Here is a 20,147-nt window from a genome sequence, read left to right on the forward strand (position 1 = left end):
AGGAAAATCCATTAAGAGTATTTAGAATAATATGATGTTTAAGAAAATATTTATAAAAAACTAATAATTTAAGTCTAAAATTTTATGAAATTACAAAATAGATTGGTGTGTTATAATAAAGTTAAGAAGTTTTTTGAAAATAATATTATTTAATATAGAGCATATATATTCAGTAAATTAGTTTATAAGACAGTGTGAATGAGATTAGTTTAAAATGTGGTAAGGAGATATTCATGAAAAAGAAAACATTATATAGGTGTTCAAGCTGTGGTTTTGAAAGTATAAAGTGGCTTGGAAAATGTCCAATGTGCAATAATTGGAGCACATTAGAGGAAGTTACAGTTGACGCAAATAATACGGGAAGTAAGGCAAGGCAAGGGGCTAAAAGAACAATAAAAAAGCTCTCAGAAGTTGTTTCAAATAAAAGTGATAGGATAATTACAGGAATAAATGAATTTGACAGAGTTATGGGAGGCGGGATTGTAAAGGACTCGATTTCTATAATAACTGCTAGACCTGGAGCAGGAAAATCTACATTATTGCTTCAAATTTCAGATGCCGTAGCACAAAATGGGTATAAGGTAATTTATGCATCTGGAGAGGAAAGCGATAGCCAAATAAAGAATAGAGCCGACAGAATTTTAGATAAAATTCATGAAGATATATGGGTGTTGCAAGAAACTAGCTTGGATAATGTTTTGGACGCAGTTGTTGAAATAGATCCAGATATATTAATTATTGATAGTATTCAAACATTCACTATGGAAGCCTCTCTGCCTGCAAGAGCAGGATCGCCTACACAGACTATGGAGTGTGCCAATGCATTGCTTCAAATTGCTAAAAATGAAAAAAGACCACGAGCAGTTATTATAGTAGGACAAATGACTAAGAATGATGAACTTGCTGGTTTAAGAGCATTAGAGCATTTAGTTGATACAGTTCTTATTATAGAAGATGATAACGATGAGGAATTGCGCGTACTTGTTAGTTCCAAAAATAGATTTGGTGGCATAGAAAACGGGTTCTTTCAAATGTGTGAGAAAGGCGTTATTTCAATAGATAATCCTTCGGAATTTTTTATGACAAGGCGTGAGGAAGGTGAAATAGTATCAGGAAGTGCATTGACTGTAATTAAAGAAGGAACAAGGGCCATTATAACAGAAATAGAGAGTTTGGTCTCTAAGAGCTTTACTCCGTATCCTACTAGAATAGGAGAAACATTAGGGAAGGATAAATTAAATACATTGATATCAATATTAGAGCAACGTGGAGGAATTAATCTGTACGACAAAAATGTAATTATTAAAACTACAGGAGGTATAAAAATAAGAGAACAGGGCATTAATTTAGCTGTAATAATGAGTATAGTATCATCTGTAAAACAGCAAGGCATAGAATCAAATGTCGCATTCATAGCTGATGTAGGGCTAACTGGTGAGCTTAAAAAAGTACCATCCTTAGAAAGTAGGATTAAAGAGCTTGAAAGAATGGGTTTTAAGAAAGTTTACGTTGCAAAGGATTCTGTTATAAAAGAAAACAGATTAAAAAATATAAATATTATTGAATTAAAAACATTGATAGATGTAATAAAACATGTGTATAATTCTTAATTTATATAGATAGAAAAATAGTTAATATTTTTGGAATAGGAAATAAGAACATTTTTCTACAAAAAAAATATATTATAGCTTAAATTTAACAAATAATGTTGAGAGATTATGGCTATTATAGTATGATAGTTTTTAGAAGTTAATGTTTTAAGTGTGAAATTTTAAATACTATTCATATGTTTATGTGACAGAATTAAAAATATAATATTATTAGAAATTTGGCTATTTTAGCATTGGATAATAATTTAAGGGAAATGGGTGAGTGTATGAGAATTGAAAAGGGAATAGGAATAAAAAATGTCTTAAAGATAATGTGCCCAGGCACTCAACTAAGGGAAGGTCTTGAAAACATATTAAGAGCCAAAACAGGAGGGCTATTAGTAATAGGGGATGACGAGGAAGTTATGAAACTCGTTGATGGAGGGTTTTATATTAATTCAGAGTATACCCCATCATACGCATATGAATTGGCTAAAATGGATGGAGCAATAGTAATAACAGGAGATTTGAAGAGAATTGTATGCGCTAATGCTCAGTTAATACCAGATTCATCTATTCCAACGTATGAAACGGGAACTAGGCATAGAACAGCACATAGAGTAGCGAAGCAAACTAATAATGTAGTAATTGCAATCTCTCAGCGAAGAAATATAATAACAATGTATAAGGGAGATATAAAATACGTATTGAGAGAAAGCAGTGTGATTTTGGGAAAGGCCAATCAGGCACTTCAAACACTAGAGAAATATGTTGCAGTACTCGAGCGTGTGATAAATAATTTGAATTTGCTGGAATTTCAGGATTTAACAACACTTTTTGATGTGGTTACTGCAATTCAAAGAACTGAAATGGTAATGAGAATAGTAGAAGAAATTAACATGTATATATTGGAACTCGGAAATGAGGGAAGATTAATATCTATGCAGCTCAACGAATTGGTTAAACATATAGAAAGAGATGGAATATTACTGATTAGGGATTATTGCAAAGAAGGATTGCAGTATAGTGACGTATATGAACATATCCAAAGATTAAATTCATCTGAATTATTGGATTTGGATGCAATTTCTAGAAGTCTAGGCTATGGAGGAGTGCCTCTTATGGATACATTAATATCGCCTAAAGGATATAGAATGTTAAGTAAGGTTCCGAGAATACCATCAAATGTAATAGATAATCTTATAAAAGAATTTAAAGAGCTGAGCAATATAATAGATGCAGATATAGTGGATTTAGATAATGTTGAGGGAATAGGAGAAGCAAGAGCTACTGCTATTAAAGATGGACTAAAGAGGATAAAGGAACAGGTGTCTTTGAAAAAAGAAATATAATGAAGTAAGAAACTGCCTTAAAATAGAGATTATTTGATGTAGATATTAATTAACATTTAGATTTGTTATATTATATTTTAAGTCAGTCCCTTATTATTTATAGGTAATTATTAAGTAAACTTAATAATTTATTCATTTTAGATAGGGTTATTGTATGCTATAATTAATTTTATGCAGAGAAAATATTAAAAATATGATTAAAATATTGTAATGTTGTAAACAATTAGAAGGAGGTGAAATTAGTGTTAAAAAGGATATTAAGGGGAGTCTTTTCTGTAATTGGGCTGATAATAGGATATTTTATAGCTGAAATATTGCTGGAAATTCCTCAAATTGCTAACTTGAATTATCTTTCAAGTACTATTTCTATAATTATTTTTATTATTATTATATCTTTTATTTTTGGACTTATATTTTATATTATTTCTCCTATTATATATAAGGGTATTTCTAATCTAATTGAATATATTGAGAAGAGTATGCAAAAAATGAGCATAACAGAAATACTATATGGAACATTTGGAGCTGTTATTGCTTTGATTTTAATGACATTTATTGCAAAGCCGATAAATGATATACACAAAGTAATAGGACCTATTTTACTAACTTTATTAAATATAGTAGCAGCTATAATAGGTGCAGAAATAATGATTAAGAAAAAGGAAGATATAACGGCTCTTTTGCTTAATATTAAAAAGCCTGTAATTAAAGAGAAAAAAGTTAAAGAAGTAGTTAAAGAATCAATTAAGGGAATTCCTAAGGTGCTAGATACATCCGTTATAATTGATGGAAGAATATTTGATATTTGTGAAACAGGATTTATTGAAGGGCCATTGGTTATACCAAATTTTGTATTAGATGAATTAAGACATATTTCAGATTCGTCTGATTCCTTAAAAAGAAATAGAGGAAGAAGAGGATTAGATATATTAAATAAAATACAAAAAGAATTATCAATAGAGACTCAAATTGTAGAGGATGATTTTCCTAAAATTGCAGAAGTTGATGCAAAATTATTAAAGCTTGCACAAAAAATGGATGGAAAAGTCATAACTAATGATTACAATCTAAATAAAGTTGCTGAATTTCAAGGAGTTCCAGTATTAAATATAAATGAATTATCAAATGCGATAAAACCTGTTGTATTACCAGGGGAGGAAATGACAGTTGATATAGTAAAAGATGGAAAAGAGTCAAGCCAAGGGGTGGCATATTTAGAAGATGGAACTATGATTGTTGTAGAGGGTGGAAGAAAGCTTATAGGACAAACAACAGACGTAATAGTTACTTCTGTGCTCCAAACAGCAGCAGGAAGAATGATTTTTGCAAAACCAAAAGATAATTAAAATTTAAGGAGATTTTCTGTATGGTTAGTGCGATAGTATTAGCTGGAGGAAGAGGTAAGAGAATGGGAGCTGTTCAAAGCAAGCAATATATTGATTTGAATGGTAAGCCCATTCTTTATTACACTTTAAAACAGTTTATAATGAATAAATTGATTGATTATATTATTTTAGTAGTTCCGGAAGATGAAGTAAGTTACTGTAAAAACAAAGTTTTGAATAGATATGGTTTAAAAGTTGATAAACTAGTGGCTGGTGGCAAAGAAAGACAAGATTCTGTATATAATGCCTTATCTCAGATGGAAAACTCCGATATAGTATTAATTCATGATGGAGCAAGGCCATTTGTTTCAGACAAGATAATAAATGATGCTGTTAAATATGCAGAGATTTATAAAGCGGCAGCACCAGGAGTTATGCCTAAGGATACTATAAAAGTTAAAGGAGAAAATAATTTTTCTGTGGAGACATTAACAAGAAATAAGCTTGTGGCAATCCAGACCCCGCAGGCTTTTGAATTTAATTTAATATATGACTGTCATAAAGAAGTAAAAAAAAGAGGAATAGTTGTTACTGATGATACTAGTGTGGTGGAATTTTTTGGAAATAAGGTATACATATATGAAGGAGACTATACAAATATAAAAATAACAACTCCGGAGGATTTGGCACTGGCAAAGCATTTAGTGGGAAAATAGCATAATGCTGAATATTGACATGCGAAATTCAAGAAGTTATAATAAATTAAAATAAAATTAAATTTATAAAACGATGATGAAGAATAGTAGAGGTCGATTGTTAAGAGAAAAAGTCCCTAGGCTGAAAGACTTTTGAACAGACTTTGAACCAGCTTTTGAGTATAGGTAAAAACTATCGGTTTAAAACCGTTAACATTATTAGAGAACAAATTTAGGTGGTACCGCGATAAAAGTTCGCCCTAATGTATAATATTAGGCGGGCTTTTTTTATTTAGAAAAATAAGTTCAATAATATTTACAAACTTTAAAATGTTTATCTGTATTATATAAAGACAGGTTAGTGAAAGTTTTATTAAATTATAATCGTTCAATGTAACAATCAACAGCTACTTAGCTAAAAAAGTATTTAGGAGGAAATATTACTATGAAAATGTCTAATATGCTAATATCAACATTAAGAGAAGTGCCAGCTGAAGCAGAAATTGATAGCCATAAACTTATGTTAAGAGCTGGAATGATAAGAAAAATGGCAGCTGGTGTATATAACTACATGCCAATTGGATTGAGAGCTCTAAAAAAAATAGAAGATATAGTTAGAGAAGAAATGAATGCAGCAGGTGCTCAAGAATTCTTAGCATCAGCTATTATTCCAGCAGAATTATGGCAAGAATCTGGCAGATGGGATGCATATGGAGCAGAAATGTTTAGATTAAAAGATAGGGGAGAAAGAGATTTCTGTTTAGGACCAACTCATGAAGAAGTGTTTACTGACATTGCAAGAAACGAAATTAAGTCGTATAAGCAATTACCTCTTAATTTATACCAGATTCAAACTAAATACAGAGATGAACGTAGACCAAGATTTGGAGTTATGAGATCTAGAGAGTTTGTTATGAAGGATGCATATAGCTTTGATAAAGATCAAGAGGGATTGGATCTAGCATATGATAAAATGCATGATGCTTATGTTAAGATATTTAATAGATGCGGCCTAGATGCTAAATGTGTTGCAGCAGATTCAGGAGCTATTGGAGGAGCCAATTCAGCGGAATTTATGGTTAAATCGGAAGTTGGTGAAGATGATGTAGTATTCTGCAGTGAATGTGATTATGCAGCTAATATTGAAAAGGCATCATCTCCTGCTGAAAAAGAAGAGAGACAGGAGTTAATGGAAGTAGAAAAGATAGCAACTCCTAATAGTAGAGGAATAGAAGAGGTATCAGAATTCTTAAATATATCACCTAAAAAAACAGTTAAAGCTCTATTATATAATGTTGATGGAAAGATTGTTGCTGTATTTGTGAGAGGAGATAGAGAGGTTAATGAAGTTAAGGTTGCAAATGCTTCAAATGCTTCTGGAGATATAGAAATGGCTTCTCGTGAAGAATATATAAAGGCAACTGGATGTGATATCGGGTTTGCGGGACCTGTAGGAATAAAGGCAGATTTAATATTGGTAGATGAAGAAGTTACAAATATGTACAATTTTGTAGCAGGAGCAAATGAAACAGGATATCACTTAAAAAATTTAAATTATAAAAGAGATTTTGAAGGAACAATCGGAGATTTTAGAAATGTAACTGAGGGTCAAAAATGTCCAGTTTGTGGGGGAAAGGTTACTATTGCAAGAGGAACCGAAGTTGGCCATATATTTAAACTTGGAACAAAATATTCAGAAGCAATGAATGCTAAATTTATAGATGAAGATGGTAAAGAAAAACCATTCATAATGGGATGCTATGGAATTGGTGTTACAAGAACAATGGCATCTATAATTGAACAACATCATGATGAAAATGGAATAATATGGCCATTGTCAGTTGCTCCATACCATGTTTCAGTAATTCCTGTAAATGTCAAAGACGAAGAACAAACAAGGATAGCAAATGAACTTTATGAAGAATTAATCAATATGGGCATAGAAGCTCTTTTAGATGATAGAAATGAGAGAGCTGGAGTGAAGTTTAAAGATTCGGAATTGATGGGTATACCAATGAGAGTAACTGTAGGAAAGAAAATCAATGATGGAGAAGTTGAATTTAAACTTAGAGATAGTGAAATGGAAGTAATCAAAATAAGTGATGTTTGTAATATAATAAAGGGTGAATTTGAAAAGAATGATATCAAACTAAGATAATTTTAGGAGGTCAGATGATGAGGATATATAATACTTTAACTAAGCAAAAAGAAGAATTTATCCCTATTACTTCAGGTGAGGTAAAAATGTATGTCTGCGGACCTACTGTCTATAATTTTTTTCATATAGGTAATGGAAGAACGTTTATTGTTTTTGATACAATTAGAAGATATTTAGAGTATAGAGGATACAAGGTTACTTTTATTCAAAACTTTACTGACATAGATGATAAGATGATTAATAAAGCTAATGATGAAGGTATTACAGTAAAGGAGCTTGGAGATAAATATATAAAAGAATATTATCAAGATGCAGATGCACTTAAGATTGAAAGAGCTACTGTTAATCCTAGAGCCACAGAGTATATTAATGACATAATAAAGTTCATCGAGCAGCTTATTAAAAATGGATTTGCATATGAAATAGATGGAGATGTCTATTATAGTACAAAAAAATTTACTAACTATGGAAAACTAGGTGGTCAAAACTTGGATGACCTTCAAGTGGGTGCTAGAATATCCGTTGATGAGAGAAAAAGAGATCCAATGGATTTTGCAGTCTGGAAAGCGAAGAAACCTGGGGAACCAGCATGGGAAAGTCCTTGGGGACTTGGAAGACCAGGATGGCACATAGAATGTTCATGTATGGCTAAAAAGCTTTTAGGAGACACAATTGATATTCACGCAGGTGGAATGGATTTAAAGTTCCCACATCATGAAAATGAAATAGCTCAAAGTGAAGCGGTTACTGGTAAGCCTTTTGCTCATTATTGGATGCATGCAGCATTTGTTAATGTGGATAACAAGAAAATGTCAAAGTCATTAAACAACTTTTTTACTGCTAGAGAAATTCTTGAAGAATATGATGCAGATGCTATTAGGTTTTTAATGCTATCAGGGCATTATAGAATTCAAATAAATTTCACAAAAGAATTATTGGACTCAGCAAAATCATCAATAGAACGATTATATAATTGCATAAATAATCTCGAAAATTTAAAAAATGAAGTTAGTAAGAAAACATTGGATGATAAGGAAAGAGAGTATTTAAAATCTTTGGATAAATATAGAGAAAACTTCATTGAAAAAATGGATGATGATTTTAATACTGCAGATGCTATTTCAGTACTATTTGATTTGGCTAAAGACCTTAATAACAATATTAATATTAGTTCATCTTCAGAATTGTGTGAAAAGGCAGAAGCTTTAATGAGGGAATTAGCGAATCCACTTGGAATTCTTCAAAATCATATGGAGAAGGACTTGGAGAGTGAAATTCAGGAGCTTATTGATAAGAGGCAGCAAGCAAGAAAAGATAGAGATTTTGCGTTAGCTGATAAGATTAGAGACGATTTAAAGAGTAGAAATATAGTTTTAGAAGATACACCTCAAGGAGTTAGATGGAAAAAGATTGATTAATTAAAATAAGGGCTGCGAGTTTGCAGCCCTTATTTAAAAGGAGAATTATAATGTTAAACGACTTAAGAATAAGAGAATTTTCAAAAGAAGAAGCAAGAATGCTAAATCCACTTCAGTTGGCATTAATAGGAGATGGAGTGTTTGAAGTCTTTATTAGAAATTTTATTTTAATGAAAAACACGGCATTATCTGCCAATAAAGTGCATGTTAAGGCTATTGGATATGTTAAGGCGAAGAGTCAGGCGTGTATAATGCATGAAATAGAAGAACTATTAGAAGAGGAAGAAGAGGCTATTTATAAAAGAGGGAGAAATGCTAAGTCGCCTACAGTTCCTAAGAATGCAGATGTAAGAGATTACAGGATGGCAACAGGTTTTGAAGCATTAGTAGGATATTTATATTTAATAGGAAATAAAGAGAGATTAGAATTTATATTTAAGAAAAGTATTGAAGTTATTAAATAGTCCGATAATTATGACAAGGAGGAATTGTAATGCAAGGGAAAACATTTAATTCAAAAAGCCGATTCAGTAAATCTGAAAAAAAGGAAGATAAATTTGAAGTGAAAAATGGCAATGATAACAAGAAAAGTAATAAAGATGAAAAAGGAAATACTGAAGTGCAGGAAAGAGAAGATATAGTTATTGGAAGGAATGCGGTAATTGAAGCGTTAAAAGGAGATAGAACTATTGAAACCTTATACATAGCAAATGGCAAATTAGAGGGATCCATAAATGCAATTGTTAGCCTAGCAAAAGAGAAGAGAATTATACTTAAAGAAGTAGATAAAAGAAAGCTTGATTTAATGTGTGGGGGAGAAAATCATCAAGGGGTAATAGCAAAGGTAAGTCCTTATAAATATTCAGAAGTATCCGATATTTTAGATTTAGCAGAAGAAAGAAATGAAGCACCATTTATTGTTATATTAGATGAGGTTGAAGATCCTCATAATTTGGGCTCTATTGTGAGAACTGCTGAATTATTTGGAGTTCATGGAATAATAATCCCTAAAAGAAGGAGCGCTTCTGTAAGTACCACTGTATACAAATCTTCAGTTGGTGCGATAGAGCATGTAAAAATAGCAAAAGTAACAAATTTAAATTCAACAATAGAGGAATTAAAACAAAAAGGTATTTGGGTTTACGGAGCGGATATAAGAGCAAAAGAGTATAGTTATCAGATAGATTTTAGTGGTCCTTGTGCAGTTATAATTGGAAATGAAGGGCGTGGGATTTCTAAGTTAACAGTGCAGAAATGCGACAAATTAATAAAAATACCGATGGTAGGAAAGATTAACTCTTTGAATGCTTCAGTAGCTGGTGGTATAATTATGTATGAGGTTTTAAAAGGACGATTAAAATAGAAAGAGGTATATAGTGAAAACTATTTTTGTGGATGGATATAATGTTATAAATAGCTGGCCGGATTTAAAGCGAAATAAAGACTCTAGTTTCGAAGGAGCACGGCAAACGTTGATAGATAAATTACATAATTATGGTGTTTTCAAAGCTTGTAATATAATTGTAGTATTTGATGCACATAAAGTTGCTGGAAGCCTTGAAAAGAAAGAGGAAGTAAATAAGCATGTATCGGTGGTCTTTACAAAAGATGGAGAGACTGCAGACAGTTATATTGAAAAGAAGGTAAATGCTTTAGGCCGGAAGTACGAAATAGTTGTTGTTACATCGGATAATTTAGAACAACAAACTGTTTTTCAGCGTGGTGCAGTTAGAATGTCCTCCATAGAGTTTTATAATGAGATTTTAAAAGTAGAAAAGTCTATAAGGATTAAAACAGATAAAAATAGAAGTTCACATAAAAATAGTATTGGTGATAATTTAGATGATGATATAGCCAAGGTGTTGGAAGAAATTAGAAGAGGCAAGTAAATCCGGTTGACGAATTTAATTTTACTAAGGTATAATTGTTTAAATAAGTAGTCAGTTTAATGCAGAAGAGAGTTGAGAGTAAGCAATTGAAAGTTTTTTTGGATTTCAAGGATAAATCAGACGAAAAAATTGTTGAGGAAGCTAAGAATGGGAATAACAGAGCACAGGAATATTTGATTTCTAAATATGAGAATTTTGTAAAGTCAAAGGCTAAGTCATACTTTTTAATTGGAGCAGACAAGGAAGATATTTATCAAGAAGGAATGATAGGTTTGTATAAGGCTATCAGAGATTTTAATTCTGAAAAATCTACATCTTTTAAAGCCTTTGCAGAAATATGTGTGATTAGACAAATTATAACTGCAATAAAAACAGCTACTAGACAAAAGCATATTCCATTAAATACTTATGTGTCTTTAAATAAGCCAATATATGAAGAAGAATCTGAACGAACTCTGTTAGATGTATTAGCAGGACTTAAAATTTCAGATCCAGAAGAGTTAATGATAAGTAAAGAGCAAATGGATTATATTGAGGAAAAGATTTCAAAGGTATTATCTGATTTAGAGTTAGAAGTGCTTACATCGTATTTAGATGGCAAATCATATCAGGAAATTGCAAGTGATTTGGAAAGGCATTCGAAGTCTATTGATAATGCATTGCAAAGAGTTAAAAGAAAATTAGAAAAATGCCTTGATTTAAAGTGAAAATGCATATTGACAAATAAAAAGAATAATAGTAAACTTTATAATTGGTATATCAAAGAACATAACAAATTTTGAACGCTCACATAGCTCAGTCGGTAGAGCGTCACCTTGGTAAGGTGGAGGTCGTCGGTTCAATCCCGATTGTGAGCTCCAAATAATAAAAATAAAAAACACTAGGCCAAGTTTATTACAAGATAATAAAGGGAGGAAAATTATAATGGCAAAAGCAAAGTATGAAAGAAGTAAGCCACACGTTAATATTGGAACAATAGGTCATGTAGACCATGGTAAGACAACATTAACAGCAGCAATCACAACAGTATTAGCAAATAAAGGATTTGCAGAAGCATTTAACTATGCAGATATTGATAAGGCTCCAGAAGAAAAAGAAAGAGGAATCACAATCAATACAGCGCACGTTGAATATCAAACAGAAAACAGACATTATGCGCACGTTGACTGTCCAGGGCATGCTGACTATGTTAAGAACATGATTACAGGAGCAGCACAAATGGATGGAGCAATCTTAGTTGTATCAGCAGCAGATGGTCCAATGCCACAAACAAGAGAACATATACTATTAGGATCAAGAGTAGGAATCCAATATATAGTAGTATTCTTAAATAAAGCAGATATGGTAGATGATCCAGAATTATTAGAATTAGTTGAAATGGAAGTAAGAGAATTATTAAGTGAATATGACTTCCCAGGAGATGATATTCCAGTAATAACAGGATCAGCATTAAAAGCATTAGAAAACCCAACAGATGAAGAAGCAATTAAGCCAATAATGGACTTAATGGAAGCAGTAGATAGCTATATCCCAACTCCAGAAAGAGCAACAGATAAAGCATTCTTAATGCCAATCGAAGATGTCTTCACAATTACAGGAAGAGGAACAGTTGCAACAGGAAGAGTTGAAGCTGGAGTACTTCATGTAGGAGACGAAGTAGAAATCGTTGGATTAACAGAAGAAAAGAAGAAGGTTGTAGTAACTGGAATCGAAATGTTCAGAAAGTTATTGGACGAAGCGCAAGCAGGAGATAATATCGGAGCATTATTAAGAGGTGTACAAAGAGCAGATATCGAAAGAGGTCAAGTATTAGCAGTGCCAAATTCAGTACATCCACACACTAAGTTTGTAGGTCAAGTATACGTACTTAAAAAAGAAGAAGGTGGAAGACATACACCATTCTTTGATGGATATAGACCACAATTCTATTTCAGAACAACAGACGTTACAGGATCAATCAAATTACCAGATGGAATGGAAATGGTAATGCCTGGAGATCATATCGACATGAATGTTGAATTAATCACGCCAATAGCAATGGATGAAGGATTAAGATTCGCTATCAGAGAAGGTGGAAGAACTGTAGGTTCTGGAGTTGTTACTAAGATAGTAGAATAATAAAAGTTTAATGTATGGGACTAAGTTTATTAACTTAGTCCTATTTAAAGGATAATTGACAACTTAAATATTCTATGATATTGTATAAAAGTGACATTTTAAGCTATGCAAATTAGTAAAGAATAAGAAATTAAATTTCTTGTTTAATATATATGAAAAAAACTGGAGGTGCACAATCATGAGAACAAAAGTAACTTTAGCATGCACAGAGTGTAAACAAAGAAATTATGATTCAATGAAAAACAAAAAAAATGATCCAGATAGATTAGAAATGAAAAAGTATTGTAAATTCTGTAAAAAGCACACTCTTCATAGAGAAACTAAATAATCAGCTGCTGTAATGACATATAGTTATTAAAAATAAGGATGTGAAGATATGTCAGTAAAAGATAATGTGAAAACTGAAAAAGCTGTTAAAGGTAATGGCTTAGTTAGTTTTTTTAAAGATGTTAAGGCAGAGATAAAAAAAATAACTTGGCCTTCAAAAGATGAGACGAAAAAAGCTTTTGTTGCAGTTATGGTATTCACACTAATGTATACTATATTAGTTGGTGGAATGGATTCTATTTTCGAGAAACTCCTCCAAGCGATTTTAAAATTGAAGTAAAAGGGAGGTTTGGTGATTTATTAATATCACCTGATAAGTATGAGCGATAGAGCAAGATGGTATGTGGTACATACATATTCTGGATATGAAAATAAAGTTAAAGCGAATTTAGAAAAAGCAATAGAAAATAGAAATCTTCAATCATTAATCCATGATATACAAGTACCCATGGAAGAAGTAATTGAAGAGAAAGATGGTAAACAAAAGGTCTCATTAAAGAAAAAATTTCCTGGATATGTGCTTGTAAAAATGCTAATGGGTGATGAAGCATGGTACGTCGTTAGAAATACAAGAGGTGTAACAGGTTTTGTCGGCCCGGGATCTAAACCAGTGCCCCTTTCGGATGAAGAAGTTGAATCAATGGGTGTGTTAGAAACACCAGTTGATATTGATTTAGAGATAGGGGAAAGCATTAGAATTATCTCAGGTCCATTAAGAGATTCAGTAGCTATGATACAAGAGATAATTTTAGAGAAACGTAAAGTGAAAGCTTTAGTGGATATGTTTGGTAGAGAAACTCTTGCCGAACTAGACTTTAATCAAGTTGAAAAATTGGTTTAATTATAAATAAACTAATTTTAATTAAGTGGGAGAACTAAAAAGTTCGTATATACCACAGTAATAGGAGGAATAACAAAAATGGCTAAGAAAGTAACTGGAATGATTAAACTTCAACTTCAAGCAGGTAAGGCAACACCAGCTCCACCTGTAGGTCCAGCTTTAGGTCAACATGGTGTAAACATAATGGGATTCTGTAAGGAGTTCAACGCAAAAACTGCAAATCAAGCTGGTTTAATAATACCAGTAGTTATTACAGTTTATCAAGATAGGTCTTTTAGCTTCATACTAAAGACTCCTCCAGCTGCAGTTCTAATTAAAAAGGAATTAGGATTAGAAAGTGGTTCTGGAGTGCCTAATAAGACAAAGGTTGGTAAGTTAACTCAAGATCAACTTAGAAAGATCGCTGAAACTAAAATGCCAGACTTAAATGCTGCAAATGTTGAATCAGCAATGAGAATGATTGCAGGAACAGCTAGAAGTATGGGAGTAACTATTGAAGAGTAATTCGTAAAAAATAAGTGGGAGGTCAAAACCGTTAACACCACAGAGGAGGCAAATTATGGGAAAAAAATACATTGAAAGTGCAAAGCTTATAGATAAGAGTGCATTATATAATCCAGTAGAAGCATTAGAACTTACATTAAAGACTGCAAAGGCAAACTTTGATGAAACTGTTGAATTACATGTAAGACTTGGTGTAGATCCAAGACATGCAGATCAACAAGTAAGAGGAGCAGTTGTATTACCAAACGGAACAGGTAAAACAGTTAGAGTGCTTGTATTTGCTAAAGGAGATAAAGCTACAGAAGCACAACAAGCAGGAGCAGATTTTGTTGGAGCAGAAGAATTAGTTCAAAAGATCCAAACAGAAAATTGGTTTGAATATGATGTAGTTGTTGCAACACCAGATATGATGGGAGTTGTAGGTAGAATTGGTAGAGTATTAGGACCTAAGGGATTAATGCCAAATCCAAAATCAGGAACAGTAACATTTGATGTTGCTAAAGCAATTGAAGAAATTAAAGCTGGTAAAGTTGAATATAGAGTAGATAAAACAGCTATAGTTCACTGCCCAATTGGTAAGAAATCATTTGGAACTGAAAAGTTAAAGGAGAACTTCGTTGCGTTAATGGATGCTTTAATTAAAGCAAAGCCAGCAGCAGCTAAGGGTCAATACTTAAAATCAGTATCAGTTTCAAGCACAATGGGACCTGGTGCAAAGGTTAATCCTACAAAAGTTTTAGATTAATATTGACTTAAGTAAGATTAAGTAGTATAATACTTAATGTTGTGAAAAGAGAATATTATTTCCGTAGACAGTGGGTGCGAAAGCGTAAAGATATACTACCCGCCTAGGTGAGTTATAATAGATGTTATTATAGACCTTTCCATGTCTGCGGAAGGTCTTTTTTAATAGAAAGAAGCAGTTTTAAACTGTGAGGAGGTGGACTACAGTAATGAATAAAAACAGAGAACTTAAAGAAGCAAAAGTTGCTGAAATTAAGGAAAAGCTAGAAAAGTCAAAAACTATTGTTCTTAGTAAGTATCAAGGTTTAACTGTAGAAGAAGATACTACACTTAGAAAAAATCTAAGAGAAGCTGGAGTTGAGTATAAGGTATATAAAAATACTTTAGTTACTTTAGCAGCTAAAGAATTAGGTTTAGATGGTTTAGTAGAATATTTAGAAGGACCTGTGTCTATTGCATTTGGTTATGAAGATGTAACAGTACCAGCAAGAGTTTTAAATGATTTTGCTAAGGACCATAAAAAATTAGAATTAAAAGCAGGTGTTGTAGAAGGAGAAATCTACGATGTAGATAAGATTAAACAACTTGCTACAATACCATCAAAAGAAGTTCTTATTGCAAAACTTCTTGGAAGTATCAAGTCTCCAATATCAAGCTTTGCACGTGTATTAAGTGCTATTGCTGATAGTAAGGAAACTGGATCTGCAGAATAATTAAGAAAAAATGAAAAATTAAGAAAAAATTTCGGAGGTGCTATAAAAATGACAAGAGAAGATATAATTCAAGCAATAAAAGAAATGAGTGTTTTAGATTTAAATGAATTAGTAAAGGCTTGTGAAGAAGAATTTGGAGTAAGTGCTGCTGCTGCTGTTGTAGCTGGAGGAGCTGTAGCTGGAGGAGCTGCTGCTGCTGAAGAAAAGACTGAATTCGACGTAGTATTAGCAAGTGCTGGAGATAACAAGATTAAAGTTATCAAAGCAGTTAGAGAAATAACTGGATTAGGATTAAAAGAAGCTAAGGAAATAGTTGATGGAGCTCCTAAGACATTAAAAGAAGCTGTTTCTAAAGAAGAAGCTGAAGATATGAAAGCTAAATTAGCTGAAGTTGGAGCAACTGCAGAAGTTAAATAGTTTGTTTTTATTGAAAGGTGCTTGTAAAAAGCACCTTTTTTAAACTACATTTATGAAGCTATATAAAATATTTGTTGATAGATAAGTATTTTATATAGCTTTATAAATGAAAAGAATTCTGTAATAATATTTATTGACAATAAAAATTCTATATGATATTATAATATAATGTATTATTGACTATAGGATATTATATATTTATAGTTGAAAAAAGAGTATAGTCTGGTGAATAATGGTTATACTATAAAAAGACGCTGTCCGAAAGCAAAAGTCCTTAGGGAAAGTATGCTTTTGGCTATTTTAGTTTATTTTATACTAAGGGGTGAAAATTCATGGTACATCCTGTCCAAGTTGGAAAAAGAACAAGAATGAGTTTTGGTAAGGTTAATGATGTTACCGAAATGCCGAATTTAATTGAGGTACAATTAGATTCATATGAATGGTTTTTAAGAGAAGGGTTGCATGAAGTATTTGATGATATTAATCCTATCACAAACTTCACAGGAAATTTAGTACTAGAGTTCGTAGATTATAAGCTTGATATGGAAAATATCAAGTATTCTGTCGAAGAATGTAAGGAAAGAGATGCAACTTATGCGGCACCATTGAAAGTTTCAATTAGATTACAAAATAATGAAACTGGTGAAATTAAAGAACAAGAAGTGTTTATGGGAGATTTCCCATTGATGACAGAGCAAGGTACCTTTGTAATTAATGGTGCTGAAAGAGTTATAGTAAGTCAATTAGTAAGATCTCCAGGAGTATATTATAATTACTCTATAGACAAGAGTGGTAAAAAGTTATATTCATCAACTGTAATTCCTAATAGAGGTGCATGGTTAGAATACGAAACAGATTCTAACGATGTAATTTATGTAAGGATCGATAAAACTAGAAAGTTATCAATTACTATTTTAGCAAGAGCCATGGGATTGGGCAGTGATCAAGAACTGTTGGATTTCTTTGGCGAAGAAGAAAGATTTAGAGCTTCAATAGAAAAGGATAATACTAAGACTAAAGAAGAAGCATTACTTGAAATATATAAGAGATTAAGACCAGGGGAACCACCAACAGTCGATAGTGCTATATCTTTAATCGATACATTATTCTTTGATGCAAAAAGATACGATTTATCTAGAGTTGGTAGATATAAATTTAATAAAAAACTTGCGTTAAATTTACGAATCGCTAATCAAATAGCTGCATCTGACATAGTTAATCCACAAACTGGTGAAATTATGGTGGAAAAAGGACAAAAAATAAGCAGATTGATGGCTGAAGATATTCAAAATGCAGGTATTAAATCAGTTGATGTATTAGTTGAAGACAAAGTTGTAAGAGTTATTAGTAACAATTTTGTAGACTTAAAGAAGCAAGTTTCTTTTGATGTTTCAGATTTGAAAGTAAAGGAATTAGTTCATTATCCTACATTAAGAGAAATATTAGATAATTTTTCAGATGAAGAAACTATTAAAGAGGAAATAAAGAAAAATATCAGTAGACTTATTCCGAAACATATTATCAAAGATGATATATTTGCTACTATAAGCTATGAATTAGGTTTAGCTTATGGAATAGGTTATGTTGATGATATAGATCACTTAGGAAATAGAAGATTAAGATCTGTAGGAGAATTACTACAAAATCAATTTAGAATTGGTTTATCTAGAATGGAAAGAGTAGTTAAGGAAAGAATGACTATTCAGGACCAAGAAGCAATAACTCCTCAAATGTTAATTAACATAAGACCAGTAGCAGCGGCTATTAAAGAATTCTTTGGTAGTTCGCAATTATCGCAATTCATGGATCAAACTAATCCTTTGTCAGAATTAACACATAAAAGAAGATTATCTGCCTTAGGGCCAGGAGGTCTTTCTAGAGAAAGAGCTGGTTTCGAAGTTAGAGACGTTCACCATTCTCATTATGGTAGAATGTGTCCAATTGAAACACCTGAAGGTCCAAATATAGGACTTATTAATTCATTAGCAACTTTTGCAAAAGTTAATGAGTATGGGTTTATTGAAACACCATATAGAATTGTAGATAAAGAAAATGCAAGAGCTACAGAGGAAATAAGATATTTCACTGCAGATGAAGAAGATCAATGTCTGATTGCTCAAGCCAAGCAACCGATGGATGAAAATGGCTATTTCATAGAAAAAAGAGTTACAGTAAGGCATTTGGAAGATGTTTTGGTTGTTCCAGCTAATGAAGTTGATTTAATAGACGTATCTGCAAGACAAATGGTATCAGTGGCAACAGCTATGATTCCATTCCTTGAAAATGATGATGCTACAAGAGCGCTTATGGGATCAAACATGCAACGTCAAGCTGTTCCATTATTGAATCCACAAGCACCGATTGTTGGAACAGGAATAGAATACAAGGCAGCTGTAGATTCTGGAGTATTGCCAAAGGCTAAAAATGCAGGTGTTGTTACGTATGTATCAGGAGCCGAAATCAGAATCAAAAGAGATTCCGATGGTGGAACTGATATTTACAAATTATTAAAGTTTAAGAGAAGTAACTCAGGAACTTGTATAAATCAAAGACCTATAGTGGATACAGGTGAGATAGTATATAAGAATCAAGTAATTGCAGATGGACCATCGACAGACTTAGGGGAAATTGCTCTAGGTAAAAACATAAGAATGGGATTCATAACTTGGGAAGGTTACAATTACGAAGATGCCATGCTAATTTCTGAAGAGTTAGTTAGAGAAGATATCTTTACATCCATGCATATAGAAGAATATGAATGTGAAGCTAGGGATACAAAACTTGGGCCTGAAGAAATTACAAGAGATATACCAAATGTAAGTGATGATGCCCTTAAAGATGTAGATGACAGAGGTATCATACGAATAGGTGCAGAAGTAAGATCGGGAGATATACTTGTTGGTAAAGTAACACCAAAGGGAGAGACTGAACTTACAGCAGAAGAAAGACTATTAAGAGCAATCTTTGGAGAAAAAGCTAGAGAAGTTAGAGATACTTCTTTAAGAGTTCCTCATGGAGAAGCTGGAATAATAGTTGATATAAAAGTATTTACAAGGGAAAATGGGGATGAGTTAAATCCTGGAGTAAATGAACTTGTAAGATGCTATATTGCGCAAAAAAGAAAGATTTCAGTTGGAGATAAAATGGCAGGACGTCATGGTAATAAGGGTGTTATATCTAGAATATTACCAGAAGAAGATATGCCGTTCTTACCAGATGGTAGACCACTTCAAATATGCTTAAATCCACTTGGAGTACCTTCACGTATGAATATAGGGCAGGTACTTGAAGTACATTTAGGATGGGCAGCTAGTCATCTAGGCTGGCATATTGCTACACCAGTTTTTGATGGAGCAACTCAAGATGAGATTACAGAATGTTTAATAAAGGCTGGATTTAATGCAAATGCTAAAACTATATTGTATGATGGTAGAACAGGAGAACCATTTGATAATCCTGTAACTGTTGGTATAATGTATATCTTAAAATTGCACCATTTGGTAGATGATAAGATACATGCTAGATCTACAGGACCTTATTCATTAGTTACGCAACAACCTTTAGGAGGTAAAGCTCAATTTGGTGGTCAAAGATTTGGTGAAATGGAAGTTTGGGCGTTAGAAGCATATGGAGCAGCACATACACTACAAGAAATCTTAACTGTTAAATCAGATGATGTTGTAGGTAGAGTTAAAACATATGAAGCTATAGTTAAAGGTGAAAATATACCTGAACCAGGAGTTCCGGAATCATTTAAGGTTCTTATTAAAGAACTTCAAGCTTTATGCCTAGACATTAAAGTGTTAGATGACTCGCATGAAGAAGTAACTTTAAAAGAATTTGTAGATGAAGATATGGCTAATTTAGAAGTTAATATAGAAGGTGCTGATGAAATGATGGTGCCTGAGCCGGAAGTACTAGATGACGATAGTTATGATCAAAACAGAGATGATGATATAGATGAAATTGATTATGACGAAAGCGTTGATATAGCTGATCTTGAAACTGAATTAGAACTAGATGATTTTAATGATGAACACTAATTTTGAAGGGAGGA

General features: G+C 32.4%; 19 protein-coding genes, 1 tRNA gene and 1 other annotated feature. All 20 genes read left to right on the forward strand.

The window, feature by feature from the left end:
* Positions 1-233 precede the first annotated feature (233 nt).
* The 20 genes from radA (at position 234) to rpoB (ending at position 20,133) form a co-directional block, all read left to right on the forward strand.
* Positions 234-1,610: a DNA repair protein RadA gene (gene radA, locus CDLVIII_RS02005; RefSeq protein ID WP_009167789.1), complete on the forward strand. Its 1,377-nt coding sequence runs from the start codon at positions 234-236 to the stop codon at positions 1,608-1,610.
* A gap of 266 nt (positions 1,611-1,876) precedes the next feature.
* On the forward strand, positions 1,877-2,941 hold the full coding sequence (gene disA / locus CDLVIII_RS02010; RefSeq protein WP_035301635.1) for a DNA integrity scanning diadenylate cyclase DisA: 1,065 nt from the start codon (positions 1,877-1,879) through the stop codon (positions 2,939-2,941).
* Between the two features lie 242 nt (positions 2,942-3,183).
* Positions 3,184-4,287, forward strand: a complete 1,104-nt coding sequence (locus CDLVIII_RS02015; RefSeq protein WP_009167791.1) for a PIN/TRAM domain-containing protein — start codon at positions 3,184-3,186, stop codon at positions 4,285-4,287.
* Positions 4,288-4,307: 20 nt separating this feature from the next.
* Positions 4,308-4,982, forward strand: coding sequence for a 2-C-methyl-D-erythritol 4-phosphate cytidylyltransferase (gene ispD / locus CDLVIII_RS02020; RefSeq protein WP_009167792.1), 675 nt, complete (start codon positions 4,308-4,310; stop codon positions 4,980-4,982).
* Positions 4,983-5,406: 424 nt separating this feature from the next.
* The gene (locus CDLVIII_RS02025; protein ID WP_009167793.1) at positions 5,407-7,119 is read left to right on the forward strand and encodes a proline--tRNA ligase; all 1,713 of its coding nucleotides are present in this window, start codon (positions 5,407-5,409) and stop codon (positions 7,117-7,119) included.
* Between the two features lie 17 nt (positions 7,120-7,136).
* Positions 7,137-8,537 carry a cysteine--tRNA ligase gene (cysS, locus tag CDLVIII_RS02030; RefSeq protein WP_009167794.1) on the forward strand — a complete coding sequence of 467 codons (1,401 nt, stop codon included), beginning with the start codon at positions 7,137-7,139 and terminating at the stop codon, positions 8,535-8,537.
* Between the two features lie 50 nt (positions 8,538-8,587).
* Positions 8,588-9,001, forward strand: a complete 414-nt coding sequence (locus tag CDLVIII_RS02035; protein WP_009167795.1) for a ribonuclease III domain-containing protein — start codon at positions 8,588-8,590, stop codon at positions 8,999-9,001.
* A gap of 29 nt (positions 9,002-9,030) precedes the next feature.
* Positions 9,031-9,900, forward strand: a complete 870-nt coding sequence (gene rlmB / locus CDLVIII_RS02040) for a 23S rRNA (guanosine(2251)-2'-O)-methyltransferase RlmB (RefSeq protein ID WP_009167796.1) — start codon at positions 9,031-9,033, stop codon at positions 9,898-9,900.
* Between the two features lie 13 nt (positions 9,901-9,913).
* Positions 9,914-10,426, forward strand: a complete 513-nt coding sequence (locus tag CDLVIII_RS02045; protein ID WP_009167797.1) for an NYN domain-containing protein — start codon at positions 9,914-9,916, stop codon at positions 10,424-10,426.
* A gap of 59 nt (positions 10,427-10,485) precedes the next feature.
* Positions 10,486-11,133: an RNA polymerase sporulation sigma factor SigH gene (gene sigH / locus CDLVIII_RS02050; RefSeq protein ID WP_009167798.1), complete on the forward strand. Its 648-nt coding sequence runs from the start codon at positions 10,486-10,488 to the stop codon at positions 11,131-11,133.
* A gap of 77 nt (positions 11,134-11,210) precedes the next feature.
* Positions 11,211-11,286 (forward strand) — tRNA-Thr (locus tag CDLVIII_RS02055).
* 64 nt (positions 11,287-11,350) lie between these two features.
* Positions 11,351-12,544: an elongation factor Tu gene (gene tuf / locus CDLVIII_RS02060; RefSeq protein WP_009167799.1), complete on the forward strand. Its 1,194-nt coding sequence runs from the start codon at positions 11,351-11,353 to the stop codon at positions 12,542-12,544.
* Between the two features lie 178 nt (positions 12,545-12,722).
* On the forward strand, positions 12,723-12,872 hold the full coding sequence (gene rpmG / locus CDLVIII_RS02065) for a 50S ribosomal protein L33 (RefSeq protein WP_002583138.1): 150 nt from the start codon (positions 12,723-12,725) through the stop codon (positions 12,870-12,872).
* Positions 12,873-12,920: 48 nt separating this feature from the next.
* Positions 12,921-13,151: a preprotein translocase subunit SecE gene (gene secE / locus CDLVIII_RS02070; protein WP_009167800.1), complete on the forward strand. Its 231-nt coding sequence runs from the start codon at positions 12,921-12,923 to the stop codon at positions 13,149-13,151.
* A gap of 39 nt (positions 13,152-13,190) precedes the next feature.
* Positions 13,191-13,712 (forward strand): transcription termination/antitermination protein NusG, encoded by a 522-nt coding sequence (gene nusG, locus CDLVIII_RS02075; protein WP_009167801.1) that lies wholly within the window; start codon positions 13,191-13,193, stop codon positions 13,710-13,712.
* 78 nt (positions 13,713-13,790) lie between these two features.
* A complete protein-coding gene (gene rplK, locus CDLVIII_RS02080; protein WP_009167802.1) occupies positions 13,791-14,216 on the forward strand; it encodes a 50S ribosomal protein L11 in 426 nt (141 codons plus the stop codon).
* A gap of 55 nt (positions 14,217-14,271) precedes the next feature.
* On the forward strand, positions 14,272-14,961 hold the full coding sequence (gene rplA, locus CDLVIII_RS02085) for a 50S ribosomal protein L1 (protein ID WP_009167803.1): 690 nt from the start codon (positions 14,272-14,274) through the stop codon (positions 14,959-14,961).
* Between the two features lie 43 nt (positions 14,962-15,004).
* Positions 15,005-15,133, forward strand: a sequence feature (ribosomal protein L10 leader region).
* Between the two features lie 36 nt (positions 15,134-15,169).
* On the forward strand, positions 15,170-15,673 hold the full coding sequence (rplJ, locus tag CDLVIII_RS02090; protein WP_009167804.1) for a 50S ribosomal protein L10: 504 nt from the start codon (positions 15,170-15,172) through the stop codon (positions 15,671-15,673).
* A gap of 48 nt (positions 15,674-15,721) precedes the next feature.
* Positions 15,722-16,090, forward strand: coding sequence for a 50S ribosomal protein L7/L12 (gene rplL, locus CDLVIII_RS02095; protein WP_009167805.1), 369 nt, complete (start codon positions 15,722-15,724; stop codon positions 16,088-16,090).
* 332 nt (positions 16,091-16,422) lie between these two features.
* Positions 16,423-20,133, forward strand: a complete 3,711-nt coding sequence (gene rpoB, locus CDLVIII_RS02100; protein WP_009167806.1) for a DNA-directed RNA polymerase subunit beta — start codon at positions 16,423-16,425, stop codon at positions 20,131-20,133.
* The last annotated feature ends 14 nt before the right edge of the window (positions 20,134-20,147 follow it).

The organism is Clostridium sp. DL-VIII (genome assembly GCF_000230835.1).
Lineage (GTDB): Bacteria > Bacillota > Clostridia > Clostridiales > Clostridiaceae > Clostridium.

Coding starts and splice junctions, on each gene's coding strand:
- CDLVIII_RS02025 (WP_009167793.1), top strand. CDS start 5,407: ATGAAAATGTCTAATATGCTAATATCAACATTAAGAGAAGTGCCAGCT.
- rplJ (WP_009167804.1), top strand. CDS start 15,170: ATGAATAAAAACAGAGAACTTAAAGAAGCAAAAGTTGCTGAAATTAAG.
- nusG (WP_009167801.1), top strand. CDS start 13,191: ATGAGCGATAGAGCAAGATGGTATGTGGTACATACATATTCTGGATAT.
- disA (WP_035301635.1), top strand. CDS start 1,877: ATGAGAATTGAAAAGGGAATAGGAATAAAAAATGTCTTAAAGATAATG.
- secE (WP_009167800.1), top strand. CDS start 12,921: ATGTCAGTAAAAGATAATGTGAAAACTGAAAAAGCTGTTAAAGGTAAT.
- rplA (WP_009167803.1), top strand. CDS start 14,272: ATGGGAAAAAAATACATTGAAAGTGCAAAGCTTATAGATAAGAGTGCA.
- radA (WP_009167789.1), top strand. CDS start 234: ATGAAAAAGAAAACATTATATAGGTGTTCAAGCTGTGGTTTTGAAAGT.
- CDLVIII_RS02035 (WP_009167795.1), top strand. CDS start 8,588: ATGTTAAACGACTTAAGAATAAGAGAATTTTCAAAAGAAGAAGCAAGA.
- rpoB (WP_009167806.1), top strand. CDS start 16,423: ATGGTACATCCTGTCCAAGTTGGAAAAAGAACAAGAATGAGTTTTGGT.
- tuf (WP_009167799.1), top strand. CDS start 11,351: ATGGCAAAAGCAAAGTATGAAAGAAGTAAGCCACACGTTAATATTGGA.
- cysS (WP_009167794.1), top strand. CDS start 7,137: ATGAGGATATATAATACTTTAACTAAGCAAAAAGAAGAATTTATCCCT.
- rpmG (WP_002583138.1), top strand. CDS start 12,723: ATGAGAACAAAAGTAACTTTAGCATGCACAGAGTGTAAACAAAGAAAT.
- rlmB (WP_009167796.1), top strand. CDS start 9,031: ATGCAAGGGAAAACATTTAATTCAAAAAGCCGATTCAGTAAATCTGAA.
- rplK (WP_009167802.1), top strand. CDS start 13,791: ATGGCTAAGAAAGTAACTGGAATGATTAAACTTCAACTTCAAGCAGGT.
- sigH (WP_009167798.1), top strand. CDS start 10,486: ATGCAGAAGAGAGTTGAGAGTAAGCAATTGAAAGTTTTTTTGGATTTC.
- rplL (WP_009167805.1), top strand. CDS start 15,722: ATGACAAGAGAAGATATAATTCAAGCAATAAAAGAAATGAGTGTTTTA.
- ispD (WP_009167792.1), top strand. CDS start 4,308: ATGGTTAGTGCGATAGTATTAGCTGGAGGAAGAGGTAAGAGAATGGGA.